This is a genomic window from Pseudorhodoplanes sp., assembly GCA_032027085.1.
In the GTDB taxonomy this organism is placed as follows: domain Bacteria; phylum Pseudomonadota; class Alphaproteobacteria; order Rhizobiales; family Xanthobacteraceae; genus Pseudorhodoplanes.
In genome coordinates this window covers 886,887-900,389 of the sequence record JAVSMS010000001.1, presented here as the reverse complement: position 1 = coordinate 900,389, position 13,503 = coordinate 886,887, and the positions used below count along the sequence as shown (strand labels likewise).

Annotated in this window: 12 protein-coding genes; 10 read left to right on the top strand and 2 right to left on the bottom strand. The window is 62.4% G+C overall.

The features are described 5' to 3' along the window. Positions 1-4 precede the first annotated feature (4 nt). Positions 5-1,228 (bottom strand): alpha-hydroxy acid oxidase, encoded by a 1,224-nt coding sequence (locus RO009_04300; GenBank protein ID MDT3684248.1) that lies wholly within the window; start codon positions 1,226-1,228, stop codon positions 5-7. Positions 1,229-1,372: 144 nt separating this feature from the next. Between RO009_04300 and RO009_04295 the strand changes: the two genes are divergently transcribed. The 9 genes from RO009_04295 to serA all read left to right on the top strand — a co-directional run bounded on the left by RO009_04295 (position 1,373) and on the right by serA (position 10,968). After that, a complete protein-coding gene (locus tag RO009_04295; GenBank protein ID MDT3684247.1) occupies positions 1,373-1,552 on the top strand; it encodes a hypothetical protein in 180 nt (59 codons plus the stop codon). A gap of 146 nt (positions 1,553-1,698) precedes the next feature. Beyond that, positions 1,699-3,042: a phosphoglucosamine mutase gene (gene glmM / locus RO009_04290; protein ID MDT3684246.1), complete on the top strand. Its 1,344-nt coding sequence runs from the start codon at positions 1,699-1,701 to the stop codon at positions 3,040-3,042. 298 nt (positions 3,043-3,340) lie between these two features. Further along, positions 3,341-3,583, top strand: coding sequence for a (2Fe-2S)-binding protein (locus RO009_04285; GenBank protein ID MDT3684245.1), 243 nt, complete (start codon positions 3,341-3,343; stop codon positions 3,581-3,583). 108 nt (positions 3,584-3,691) lie between these two features. Next, complete coding sequence (gene bfr, locus RO009_04280; GenBank protein MDT3684244.1) at positions 3,692-4,171, top strand: bacterioferritin; 480 nt, start codon at positions 3,692-3,694, stop codon at positions 4,169-4,171. Positions 4,172-4,524: 353 nt separating this feature from the next. Beyond that, positions 4,525-5,610 (top strand): outer membrane beta-barrel protein, encoded by a 1,086-nt coding sequence (locus RO009_04275; GenBank protein ID MDT3684243.1) that lies wholly within the window; start codon positions 4,525-4,527, stop codon positions 5,608-5,610. 189 nt (positions 5,611-5,799) lie between these two features. Continuing rightward, on the top strand, positions 5,800-6,834 hold the full coding sequence (locus RO009_04270) for an acyltransferase family protein (protein MDT3684242.1): 1,035 nt from the start codon (positions 5,800-5,802) through the stop codon (positions 6,832-6,834). A gap of 235 nt (positions 6,835-7,069) precedes the next feature. Continuing rightward, complete coding sequence (locus RO009_04265; GenBank protein MDT3684241.1) at positions 7,070-7,780, top strand: outer membrane beta-barrel protein; 711 nt, start codon at positions 7,070-7,072, stop codon at positions 7,778-7,780. A gap of 257 nt (positions 7,781-8,037) precedes the next feature. Beyond that, complete coding sequence (locus RO009_04260) at positions 8,038-9,210, top strand: phosphoserine transaminase (GenBank protein ID MDT3684240.1); 1,173 nt, start codon at positions 8,038-8,040, stop codon at positions 9,208-9,210. Positions 9,211-9,378: 168 nt separating this feature from the next. Continuing rightward, entirely contained in the window at positions 9,379-10,968 is a 1,590-nt protein-coding gene (gene serA, locus RO009_04255; protein ID MDT3684239.1) for a phosphoglycerate dehydrogenase, read from the top strand. Between the two features lie 8 nt (positions 10,969-10,976). Here serA and RO009_04250 read toward each other — a convergent pair whose 3' ends face one another. Beyond that, the gene (locus RO009_04250) at positions 10,977-11,894 is read right to left on the bottom strand and encodes a DMT family transporter (GenBank protein MDT3684238.1); all 918 of its coding nucleotides are present in this window, start codon (positions 11,892-11,894) and stop codon (positions 10,977-10,979) included. Positions 11,895-12,202: 308 nt separating this feature from the next. Between RO009_04250 and RO009_04245 the strand changes: the two genes are divergently transcribed. Then, positions 12,203-13,498, top strand: a complete 1,296-nt coding sequence (locus RO009_04245) for an adenylosuccinate synthase (GenBank protein ID MDT3684237.1) — start codon at positions 12,203-12,205, stop codon at positions 13,496-13,498. Positions 13,499-13,503 lie beyond the last annotated feature (5 nt).

Sequence of the window (13,503 nt, the reverse complement as noted above, 5' to 3'; positions counted from 1 at the left end):
TGTTCTAGCCTTCCGCCTTGGCCGGCTCCTTGGTCTGTTTCGCTCTGGCCCGCGGCGTTGACTTCTTCGCGGTCTCGGTCACGGCACTAGGCCCGCCCACCAGCACTTGCGGCCCGATCTCGCTCACCTTGCTGACTCCGCACAGCGCCATGGTCACGTCGAGCTCCTTGCGCAGGATGTCGATGGCCTTGGTCACGCCCGCCTGTCCGGCGGCGCCGAGCCCGTAGACATAGGCGCGGCCGATGAAGCAGCCTTTGGCGCCGAGCGCGAGCGCTCGCATGATGTCCTGACCCGAGCGCACGCCGCCGTCGAACAGCACTTCGATGTCCTTGCCGACCGCGTCGGCGATCTGCGGCAGCATCGAGATCGACGAGGCCGCGCCGTCGAGCTGGCGTCCGCCGTGATTAGAGACGACGAGCGCGTCGGCGCCGGACTTGGCGGCGAGCTTCGCATCGTCCACGTCCATGATGCCCTTGAGGATCAATTTGCCCGGCCACAGCTTCCTGATCCAGGCGACGTCCTTCCAGCTCAGCGTCGGGTCGAACTGGCTGGCGGTCCATTCCGCCAGCGAATTGACATTCTCCATGCCTTTGACGTGGCCGGCGAGATTGCCGAAGGTCTTGCTGCGGCTGTGCGCCATGCTCCAGAGCCATTGCGGCTTGGTCACGATGTCGATGATATTCGACAGCTTGATTTCCGGCGGAACGGTAAGGCCGTTCTTCACGTCCCGGTGACGCTGTCCGAGAATCTGTAGATCGAGCGTCAGCACCAGCGCCGAGCATTTTGCCGCTTTCGCGCGGTTGATCAGATCTTCGATGAAGGCGCGGTCGCGGATCACGTAGACCTGGAACCAGAACGGCTTGCCGGTCGCCTCCGCCACCTGCTCGATCGAACAAACCGACATGGTGGAAAGACAAAAAGGCACGCCCGCCTCATTCGCCGCTTTCGCCGCAAGAATTTCGCCGTCGCCATGCTGCATGCCGAGAAGGCCGACCGGCGCCAGCGCGATCGGCAGCGACACCTTCTGGCCGACAATCGTCGTTGACGGATCGCGCTTGTCGACATCGATCAGGATGCGCTGGCGCAGCTTGATGGCCTCGAGGTCGGCGCGGTTCGCGCGCAAGGTCTCCTCGTTATAGGAGCCGCTGATGGCATATTCGAAGAAGGCGCGGGGCACCCGTCGCTTGGCTTGGTCTCGCAGGTCGGAAATGCAGGTGAATGGGGTCATGAAACGTCGTGCTCTCGAAGGTTGCCTCGACTGGCGGGGCTTCTTGTCCGGATAGGCGCTGGAACAGCTTACCGGTTATGGGCGTTGAAAACGATTGATCTCGATTACAGCGGATTTGGCAAGACGGCTGAAACGGAGGCTCGGATGGAATCGGACACGTCTAATGGACGGAAGCAAAAGTCGGAGGCCGAGGTGAAGGAAAAGAAGCGGCTGGATCGGGCTCTGGATGAGGGCCTGGAAGAAACCTTCCCTGCGTCGGACCCCGTCAATCTCACCCAGCCGCCAAAATCGGTACCTGACAAGGACGGGAAGAAGAAGGCCTGAGGCGCGGGGGCCAAGGACGGGGGGCCGTGCCGAATTCATTATAAGTAACAATTGCTTCCGCCCTGCAACGGAAGCTCACATTTTTTGAAGCCTTCTGCGCTATGATGCCCCTATATTCCGCGCCTCGGGCGAGGGGGTCATCTTCAATGGGTCGCAAGTATTTCGGGACGGATGGTATTCGTGGCCGCGCCAACTCCGCGATCACGCCGGAACTGGCGCTGAAGGTCGGACAGGCGGCCGGGCTTGTTTTCCTGCGCGGCGACCACCGCCACCGGGTGGTGATAGGCAAGGATACCCGCCTCTCCGGATATATGATCGAAACCGCGCTCGTCGCGGGCTTCACCTCCGTTGGCATGGACGTGCTGCTGCTCGGCCCGATGCCGACGCCGGCGGTGGCCATGCTGACGCGGTCCATGCGCGCCGATCTCGGCGTCATGATTTCCGCCTCGCACAATCCTTACGACGATAACGGCATCAAGCTGTTCGGTCCGGATGGCTACAAATTGTCGGACGAGGTCGAACGCGAGATCGAGCGATGGCTCGAGGCCGACGTGGGGAAGAAGCTCGCCAAGTCCGGCGATCTCGGTCGCGCCAAGCGCATCGACGGCGTGCAGGACCGCTATATCGAATTCGCCAAGCGCACCTTGCCGCGTGATCTGTCGCTTGACGGCTTGCGTGTCGTCGTGGATTGCGCGAACGGCGCAGGCTATCGCGTGGCGCCGGAGGCGCTCTGGGAGCTGGGTGCGGAGGTCATTCCGCTCGGCGTCGATCCCGACGGCTTCAACATTAACAAGGAATGCGGCTCCACCGAACCCCTGGCGCTCTGCGCCAAGGTGCGTGAGTTGCGCGCCGATGTCGGCATCGCGCTCGATGGCGACGCCGATCGTGTGCTGATCATCGACGAGCGCGGCCGTGTGGTCGATGGCGATCAATTGATGGCGGTGATCGCCGAAAGCTGGAAGGAAGACGGCCGCCTCGCCAAAGCTGGCATCGTCGCCACCATCATGTCCAATCTCGGGCTCGAGCGGCATCTCGCCTCGATCGGCCTCACGCTGGTGCGCACGCCGGTCGGCGACCGCTATGTGCTGGAGCATATGCGCGAACATGGCTTCAATGTCGGCGGCGAACAGTCCGGGCACATTATCCTGTCCGATTACACCACGACCGGCGATGGCCTGGTGGCGGCGCTGCAGGTGCTCGCGGTGGTGAAGCGGCGGAACCGGCCGGTGTCGGAGGTCTGCCATAAATTCGAGCCGCTGCCGCAGGTGCTGAAGAATGTGCGCTACAAGAAGGGCAAGCCGCTGGAGGATGCCAAGGTCAAGACCGTGATTAGCGGCGCCAGTGCGCGGCTGAACGGCAACGGGCGTCTGGTGATCCGCCCCTCCGGTACCGAGCCGGTCATCCGGGTCATGGGCGAGGGCGACGACCAGATGCTGGTGGAGGAAATCGTCGACGAGATTGTGGATGCGCTGAACCAGGCGGCGGCGTAGTAGAACTCTCTTCGCATTTGAGGGTGTGGATTTGGCGGGTTAGCGACACCCGGATCGGCGCTTCGCGCCATCCCGGCGCAGGCTCCGCCGCGTAATCCGCCAGATCAATGCGATGGAACCGATTGCAGCCTTGCGACCGATCGCGCGTTACGGCGCTTTGCGCCAAACCCCGCCTACATTAGAGCCGATACAATCTACAGATTAGATTACGTATAAGTTCGGCTTTTTGATTTTGCGCAAGGCAAGCAGGCCCTGTAACGGTAGTTGCTATTGGCTACCAATTGCTGCCGGGCTCGCGATGATCGTCTGCTCCTGCAATGTCCTGTCTGACGGCGATGTGCGCCGCGCCTGCATGGCGGAGGTTCCGCCGCGGACGGCCAGTCAGGTCTATGGGTGCCTCGGCTGCAGCGCACAGTGCGGACGCTGCGCCCGCACCATCAAGAAAGTCATGGACGAGGCCCTGGGCGCTTGCGCCGCCGGCTGCGCTATCTGCCCGCATACTGGCAATTTGTTACCGGCCCGCGCTCCCGACCGGTCCTGATATCCACTTTTTTGCGATCCTGCCGGCGCAGCCCTTGTCCTGCCCCTTTTTCCTGTTTAGAAAAACTCTAAATCGTTTTCGTACCTAAAAATTTTGCGGAGAATGGGCATGCAAGGCGACGCCAGGGTCATTGAATTTCTCAACCGCGGGCTTCGCAGCGAATTGACGGCCATCAATCAGTACTGGCTGCATTACCGGATGCTGGACAATTGGGGCCTGAAGGACCTCGCCAAGAAATGGCGCGAGGAATCCATCGACGAGATGAAGCACGCCGACAAGTTCGTCGAGCGCATCATCTTCCTCGACGGCTTTCCCAACCTGCAGGTGCTGGATCCGCTGCGCATCGGCCAGTCGGTGAAGGAAATCCTGGAATGCGATCTCGCCGCGGAGCATGACGCGCGCAACCTCTATCAGGAGGCGGCGACCTATTGCCACAGCGTGAAGGATTACGTCTCGCGCGATCTGTTCGAGGAACTGATGAAGGATGAGGAAGGCCACATCGACTTCCTCGAGACGCAGCTCGATCTTGTCGCCAAGCTCGGCGTCGAGCTTTACTCGCAGCATCACATCGGCGAACTCGAAGACTGACCGCGGCTGTGCGGTTCTGTTTTTCCGCGGCCGTCTCCGCCAGGAGGCGGCCGCTTGCATTTCTTGAATCTGATGTTTCGTCATCCCGACCTTTTGCGCAGCGAAAGAGCGGGACCGAAAGCCGAATGAGTCCGTTGCACACGATCCCGGATAGCGAATCTGCGCGCCGTCCGGGAGGACAGTGACGCCGTTAACCATTCTTGCCGCGCGTTAACACATGCGGTGCCTCGGTGCGCAAATCGCCCCCTGTGCGCGGGCGCAGGACCAAACACGGTTAAAGAACGTCGTTAAAAAATACGGTTAAGCGGCGTTTAACGTTTCGCTGGCATCGTTTGCTCACGACAGAGTCCCGGATGGACGGGAAGGGATATGTGATGAGCAGCGTCAAACAGCGTCTTCTGACAGGTATCGCCGTCGCCGCCTTGTGCGGCAGCCAGGCCTATGCGGCCGACTATCCGTCGCCGCCGCCTCCGCAGCAGGTGATCTACCAGCAGGTGCCGGTGCCCGTTCCGGTGCAGGATTTCGGCGGCTGGTATCTGCGCGGCGATATCGGGATGAGCAATCAGAAGATCAAAGGCATTGATTATTTTCGTAATGCGACCGCGCCAGGGTTCACTTGGCTGGACGAGGGTGGTGTCGATTCCGCTCCTTTTTTTGGACTTGGTATCGGCTACCAATACAACGACTGGCTGCGTTTCGATCTGACCGGGGAATATCGTGGCAAAGCCAATTTTCATGCTTTGGCGCGGTATAACGATGGCGCATTTGGGTCGGATGATTATCGAGGCACGAAGCGGGAATGGCTGTTTCTTGCCAATGCTTATCTTGATCTCGGCACATGGTGGTGCATAACGCCATTCATTGGTGCTGGCGTCGGCTTTGCCAATATCACCATCGATCATTTCTACGACAACAACGTCCTCACTGGCGGTGGTGGTTATGCTGATTCAGGTTCTGTCACTAATTTTGCTTGGGCCGTGCATGCGGGTCTCGCCTACAAGGTTAATCCAAACTTCACCGTCGAACTGGCCTACCGCTATCTCAACATGGGCGATGGCGAGACCGGGATCGCCTACAACCTAGATGGCTCGACCAGCAATCAGGTGTTCACCATCAAAGACATCACCTCGCACGATCTGAAATTCGGCGTGCGCTGGAACCTGCAGGACTCAACGCCCGGCGTCAGGCCTGCGGTCTTTACGCCGCCGCCGGCGCCAGTTTACGCGCAGCCGCAGCAGCAAGTGATCACCATGCCGCAGCAGGTGATCACGGCACCGCCGCAGGTAGTCACCGCGCCGCCGCCTGCGCCGGTTTATGCGCAGCCGCAGCCGCTCTATCAGCCGCAATATACGCCAGCGCCGGCCCCGCAGCCGCAATACGCGCCACCGCCGCCGAACTGGCAATATCAGCAACAGCCGCCGCTGATGCGGCGCGGCTGACGCGGCCGGTTGTTGAGCAGCGGATGGACATTGGCGACGGCGCGGAACCTTCCGCGCCGTTGTCGTTGAGGAGCCGGCGTTAACGCTAATGCAGGGTTTCCAAAGTCGAGCCCTAGCGATGACGCAATCGCCGCGCGATCTTGGGCTGCATGAGCGCGACCCGGGCAAGGTGGCGCATAGGGACCAGCGGTGACACGAGAACGGGCCAAGGAAGCGGCCTCACGCATCGCCTTTGTCGATTACGGCAAGGGCTTTTGTATCATCCTTGTCGTGATGATGCATTCGGTGCTCGGCCTTGAGGCTGCGGTCGGCCATGAGGGCTGGCTGCACGCGGTCGTCGCATTCGCCAAGCCGTTCCGTATTCCCTCCTTCTTTCTGATTGCGGGTCTGTTCCTGTCGCGCGGCATCGACAGCGACTGGCGCAGCTATCTCGATCGCAAGGTCCTGCATTTCGTCTATTTCTACGCGCTGTGGCTGACCATCCAGTTCGCCTTCAAGTTCCCCGGCATGGCGCACGGGCAGGGAATTGGCGCGGCGAGCTGGACCTATCTCGAAGCCTTCGTGCAGCCGTTCGGAACGCTGTGGTTCATCTATCTCCTGCCCATCTTCTTCGTCGTCACCAAGCTGACCCGTCCGTTGCCGCCGCTGCTGGTGTGGCTGGTCGCCGCGGCGCTGGAAATGGCACATGTCGACACCGGCGCCATCGTCATTGACGAATTCGCATCGCGCTTCGTCTATTTCTATTCGGGCTATCTGTTCGCGCGCGCGGTGTTCACGTTCTCGGATGAGGTCACGCCGCGCGCGCCGTTGGCGCTGATCGGACTATTGGCCTGGGGCGCCCTCAATGGCGTTCTGGTGGCGCGCGGCTGGGCGGAGCTTCCGTTGGTATCGCTGGCGCTTGGCCTGGTCGGCGCCGCCGCGCTGATCGCCGCCGCGGCCTTGCTCGCGCGACGCGATCTTTGTCCGCCGCTGCGCTGGTGCGGGCAGAACTCGCTGATCATCTATCTCGCCTTCTTCCTGCCGATGGCGCTGGCGCGCGAAAGCCTGGTGCGCAGCGGTATCATCGCCGATGCGGGGACAATGTCGCTGATCGTCACCATCGTCGCGGTCGTCGTTCCGCTTATGATCGAACCGCTGGTCCGCAACACGCGTCTGCGTTTCCTGTTCGAGCGCCCCGACGTGTTTCGTCTCAAGCCCGACATGCGGCTCGCGCCACAGCGGTGATCGCTTGGTGTCATGCCCCGCGAGCGGGGCACCAGTAATCGCAGACGCTGGTGTTTGCTCGATCGCCCGCTTTCACCGGCGATGACACAGCACGAGGCATTCACATTCCTTAACCCGCGTTAGGGTTACGCGCGCGATTAACTTCGTGAAAATACATGGTTAAGCGCGGCTTAACCTCTCTCGTGCATTGTCTTTTCCGGATTTGTTTCTGGTGGCGTCTGGGGAAGGACAGGTCATGAGTCGTTCGAGCATCTTTGCAATCGCCGGGGCCGCGGCCTCCATCCTCGCCGCGCCCGCCCAGGCCGCCGATGCGCCGGAGCCGATCTTTGCGCCCGCGCAACCGGTCGTCGTGCAGGAATTTGCGTCCGGCTGGTACATCCGCGGCGACATCGGCTATCGCCTGAACAGCGTCGACGGTGCCAGCACGCTCTTCGCCGATCCGATCACTGCCACCTCGATTGACGACACCGCAGTGTTCGGTGGTGGCGGCGGCTACAAGGCCGGCTGGTTCCGCGCTGACCTGACGGTCGACTACAGCGGCAGGGCAAAGTTCAACGCCGATGTCGCCAGCGTGCCGGCAGGCACTTTCGCCACCAAGATTGAAATGGTGACCACGCTCGCGAATCTCTATGCGGATCTTGGCACCTGGTGGGGCTTCACGCCCTATGTCGGCATCGGCGCCGGCGCCGGATACATGCGGACCGTGGAATTCTATCAGGACGGCGTGTTGATTCCGGGCAATAAGATCGACAAATGGAATTTCGCCTGGGCGGCCATCGCCGGCATGAGCTACCGCATCGGCGTCAATCTGCTGGCCGACGCGAGCTATCGCTATCTCGATCTGGGCGACGCGGTGACAGCGGTGAACGCCGCCGGCAATCAGCTCACGGTCAGAGACATCACCGCGCACGAATTCCGCATCGGGTTGCGCTACAATCTCGATTGATTGCTGGCAGTGCATCCCAAGCCGGGTCGTCCCCGCGCAAGCGGGGACCCATGCCCGCGCGACCGTTACACAGGCCGAGGTTATGGGTCCCGGCTCTCGGAGCTAACGCTCCTCGGCCGGGACGACTGAAATATTATTAGACTTTGGATCGCTACGATTCCTGCCGGATATCCTTGACGTCCGCCATCTCCTTCCTTAATCCGGATCGCGGGACACCCCTCCCCAACGAGGGGCGCCCATCTGGAAGGATGGATGACATGACAGCAAAGATGCCCGGTCTACGGCCGGTGACCCCGCACTTCTCCTCCGGCCCCTGCGCCAAGCGCCCCGGCTGGAGTCTGCAAGCTCTCACAGATGCGCTGCTCGGACGTTCGCACCGGTCGAAACCCGGCAAGGCGAAGCTCAAGCGCGCCATCGATCTCACCCGCGAAATCCTGCAAGTGCCGGCGGATTGCCGCATCGGCATCGTGCCTGCCTCCGACACCGGCGCCGTCGAAATGGCGATGTGGTCGCTCCTGGGCGCGCGTCCCGTCACCATGCTCGCCTGGGAATCCTTCGGCGAAGGATGGGTGACCGACGTCGAGAAACAATTGAAGCTGAAAGACGTGACGGTGCTGAAGGCGCCGTACGGCGAAATTCCCGATCTGTCGAAAGTCGATTCCGACACCGACATCGTCTTCACCTGGAACGGCACCACCTCCGGCGTGCGCGTGCCGAACGCCGACTGGATCCGCGCCGACCGCAAGGGCCTGACCATCTGCGACGCCACCTCGGCCGCGTTCGCGCAGCCGCTCGATTTCGCCAAGCTCGATGTGGTGACCTTCTCCTGGCAGAAGGCGCTCGGCGGCGAAGCGGCGCACGGCATGCTCATTCTTTCGCCACGCGCCGTCGAACGGCTGGAAAGCCACAAGCCGGCCTGGCCGCTGCCGAAAATCTTCCGCATGACCAAGGGCGGCAAGCTGAACGAGGGCATCTTCGTCGGCGAGACGATCAACACGCCCTCGATGCTGTGCGTGGAGGATTATCTCGACACGCTCAGCTGGGCGAAGTCGGTCGGCGGCCTGAAGGCGCTGATCGCGCGCGCGGATGCCAATACGAAAACGATCGCCGACTGGGTCACGCGAACGTCGTGGATCGAGAATCTCGCAACCAATCCTGCGACGCGCTCCAACACCTCGGTCTGCCTGAAGATCGTCGACCCCACGGTCACGGCCCTGTCGGTCGACGCGCAATGGACCTTCGTGAAGGACATTGTCGCTCTGGTCGAGAAGGAGGGCGTCGCCTACGACTTCGCCAATCATCGCGATGCGCTGCCGGGACTTCGCATCTGGTGCGGCGCAACGGTCGAGACGCGCGACGTCGAAGCGCTGCTGCCGTGGCTCGACTGGGCCTACGCTAAGGCGAAAGAGTCGCTGGCAAAGGCCGCTTAGCTTGCCGGTCGTCCCCGCGAAAGCGGGGACCCACACTCACAGCACCGCAAATAGAACCCTTAACTCTGAGGCTATGGATTCCGGCTCTCGCACGCAGGCAAGTTTACGCAGCCTGCGCAAAAAATGACCCGGCCGGAACGACCAAGCTCAAAAGCCGAGACGTAAGTCATGACCGCCCCCAAAGTTCTCATTTCCGACGCTCTCTCTCCCGCCGCCGTGCAGATCTTCAAGGATCGCGGCATCGATGTCGATTTCCAGCCGGCGCTCGGCAAGGACAAGGAGAAGCTCGCCGAAATCATCGGCAAGTATGACGGCCTTGCGATCCGCTCTGCGACCAAGGTGACGCCGAAGATTCTCGCCAACGCGAAGAACCTGAAGGTGATCGGCCGCGCCGGCATCGGCGTCGACAATGTCGACATTCCGGCGGCGACCGCCAAGGGCATCATCGTGATGAACACGCCCTTCGGCAATTCGATCACCACCGCCGAGCACGCGATCACGCTGATGCTGGCGCTGGCGCGCGAGATTCCGCAGGCTGACGCCTCGACGCAGGCAGGCAAGTGGGAAAAGAACCGCTTCATGGGCGTGGAAATCACCGCCAAGACGCTCGGCGTGATCGGCTGCGGCAATATCGGCTCGATCGTTGCCGACCGCGGCCTCGGCCTGAAGATGAAGGTCATCGCCTTCGATCCGTTCCTGTCGCCTGAGCGCGCGCGTGACATCGGGGTCGAAAAGGTCGATCTCGACGACCTCTTGAAGCGTGCCGACTTCATCACCCTGCATACGCCACTCACCGACAAGACCAGGAACATTATCGACGCCAACGCGCTCGCCAAGACCAAGAAGGGCGTGCGCATCATCAACTGCGCCCGCGGCGGTCTTGTCGATGAAGCCGCGCTGCGCGCAGCGCTCGATTCGAAACATGTCGCCGGCGCCGCCTTCGACGTTTTCGTCGAAGAGCCGGCCACCAAGAACGTGTTGTTCGGTCATCCGAACGTCATCTGCACGCCGCATCTCGGCGCCTCCACCGCGGAAGCGCAGGAGAACGTCGCGCTGCAGGTGGCCGAGCAGATGGCCGACTACCTGATGACCGGCGCGATCACCAACGCCATCAACTTCCCCTCGATCAGCGCGGAAGAAGCGCCGAAGCTCAAGCCGTTCGTCGAACTCGCCGAAAAGCTCGGCTCGTTCGCCGGCCAGCTCACCGAAACCGGTCTCACCAAGGTGCAGATCGCTTTTGAGGGCGCCGTCGCGCAGATGAACACGCGCGCGCTCACCTCGGCGGCGCTCGCCGGCCTCCTGCGGCCGATGCTCGGCGACGTCAACGTCGTGTCGGCGCCGGTGATTGCCAAGGAGCGCGGCATGATCATCGAAGAGACCCGGCGCGAGATGGCGGGCGACTATGAAAGCCTGATCACCATCACCGTGGTGACCGAGCGCCAGTCGCGCCATGTGTCGGGCACGGTGTTCGCCGACGGCCGTCCGCGCATCGTCAACATCAAGGGCATTCGCATGGACGCCGAGTTCGGCCCGTCGATGATCTACATCACCAACCTCGACAAGCCGGGCTTCATCGGCAAGTTCTCCGGCACCCTGGGCGAGGCCGGCATCAACATCGCCACCTTCCACGTCGGCCGCGAGGCGCCTGGCGGCAACGCCGTCGCGCTGATCGAGATCGACGGCGACCTGCCGGAGGATGTGCTCGACAAGGTGCGTGCGCTGCCGCAGGTGAAACAGGCCAAGCCGCTGCGGTTCTGACCGGCGATCTACGTGGCGCGCGGCCCGCGCGTCGCCACGATCACGCCGGCGAAGACCAGCACATAGCCGATGGCATGGAAGAGCTGCGGCGTTTCGCCAAGCATCGGTATCGCTACCACCGATCCGAATACCACGATCAGCGGATAGAGCGCCGCGGCGCGATTGGAGCCAACGAGCTCGACTCCGCGGTTGTAGCAGACATAGGCGACGACGGAGGGAAACACCGCTGAATAGGCGAGCACAAAAACAGTCTTGAGGTCGAATATGGGAACCGCGCCGCTGCTCATCTCCCAGAGCAGCACCGGCGTCAGCCAGAGCGTGCCCCATCCCATGGTGAAGGCGAGGAACGAGGCGGGATGCATCTTCGGCCGTTTGCGCAGCAGCACTGCGTAGATGGCAAAGAGCGTCATCGCCACCACAAACCAGGTGTCGCCCCGATTGAAATCGACGGCGCGCAGCACAGCGAAATCGCCGCGGCACAGGATGATGGCGACGCCGACGAACGAGGTGAGGATTCCGAGCGCCTGCGCCGTTGTCAGCCGGTCGCGGAAAATCGCGAAGCCGACCAGCGCCACCATCAGCGGCGAAGTGGCCTGGATCAGCATGGCGTTGATCGATTGCGTATAGTGCAGAGCCCAATAGGCGATGGCGTTGAATCCGGTGGTGCCGATCACCGCCAGCGCCGTCATCAACACTGGGCGGGAGCGGATCGCCGGCCAGTCGCGCTTCAGATGCGGCCAGGCGAAGGGCAGCACGATCAGGAAGGCGAGGCCCCAGCGCAGCCAGGTCAGCGCCATCGGCGGAATGTGACCGACGGCGTAGCGCCCGATCACGAGGTTAACCCCCCACGTGAAATAGGTGATGGCGAGCAAGAGATAGGGCTGCTGATAGAGCCAGCCGCCGATCCGGCCGGAGAGGTCGGTCATCTGGGAATGTCTCCAGCCGGGGAGGGAAGGCGATGCGCCGGACGCTGGTTCTTTGCTATAGACAGCGCGTCCGGACCAGAGCGCGCCTGCATGGCGGCCTTGCCGAAGGCGGTGAAAACATCCACAGCCGCGCCGGGCCCAGCCTCGAAAACCTCGATAATCCAGCACTTTGTCTCGGGCTCGCGGCGGCTCCGCCTTGCCTCCACAGCCGGCATCCTTTATCCCCGGGCGGAAGCCCCGCGCTTCGGCCGGGCTTCCCGGTGGTTGATTGAGGGTCCGGGAAGCGGCCCTGCGAGGGAAGGTGCCTGATGGCGAATGTGGTGGTCGTCGGTTCGCAATGGGGCGACGAAGGCAAAGGCAAGATTGTCGACTGGCTCTCGGAGCAGGCCGATGTGGTGGTCCGTTTCCAGGGTGGGCATAACGCCGGCCACACGCTGGTGATCGATGGAAAAACCTACAAGCTGTCGCTCTTGCCGTCTGGTGTCGTGCGCGGCGGCAAGCTGTCGGTGATCGGCAACGGCGTGGTGATCGATCCGCGCGCACTCGTCGACGAGATCGATCGTCTGACCGCGCAGGGCGTCGCGGTCACGCCCGACAATCTGCGCATTGCGGAAAATGCCTCGCTGATTCTTTCGTTGCATCGCGAACTCGACGCGCTGCGCGAGGAAGCGTCCAGCGCTTCTACCCGCATCGGCACCACCAAGCGCGGTATCGGCCCGGCTTATGAAGACAAGGTCGGCCGCCGCGCCATCCGCGTCATGGATCTCGCCGACGGGCAGAGTCTCGTGCACAAGATCGAGCGCCTGCTCACGCATCACAATGCACTGCGGCGCGGCCTCAATCTGCCGGAAATCAGCAGCGCAGCGCTGCACAAGGAACTGATGGATCTCGCTCCGCGCGTTCTGCCTTATGTCGCGTCGAGTTGGTGGTTGCTCGACGAGAAGCGGCGCGAGGGCAAGCGCATCCTGTTTGAGGGTGCGCAGGGCGCGCTGCTGGATGTCGACCACGGCACATATCCTTACGTGACGTCGTCGAATACCGTGGCCGCACAGGCGGCGACCGGATCGGGTCTCGGGCCAGGCGCGATCGATTATGTGCTCGGCATCTGCAAGGCCTACACCACTCGCGTCGGCGAGGGACCCTTCCCGACCGAGCAGGACAACGACATCGGCCGGGAGATCGGCAAGCGCGGAAATGAATTCGGAACGGTAACCGGCCGCCCGCGCCGCTGCGGCTGGTTCGACGCGGTGCTGGTGCGGCAAACTGTCCGCACCAGCGGCATTAACGGCATCGCCTTGACCAAGCTCGACATTCTCGACGGTTTTGAGGAAATTCAGGTTTGCGTCCGCTATCGCCTGGACGGTCGGGAGATCGACTATCTGCCCGCCAGCGAGCATGCACAGGCGCGCGTGGAACCTGTTTATGAAACCGTCGAGGGCTGGCAAGATGTCACCGCTGGGGCGCGCTCCTGGGCCGAACTGCCGGCCCAGGCCATCAAATATGTGCGCCGGATCGAGGAATTGATCGGATGTCCGGTAGCCTTGTTGTCCACTTCTCCGGAGCGCGAAGACACGATCCTGGTTCAGAATCCGTTCGAGGCGTGAGACGC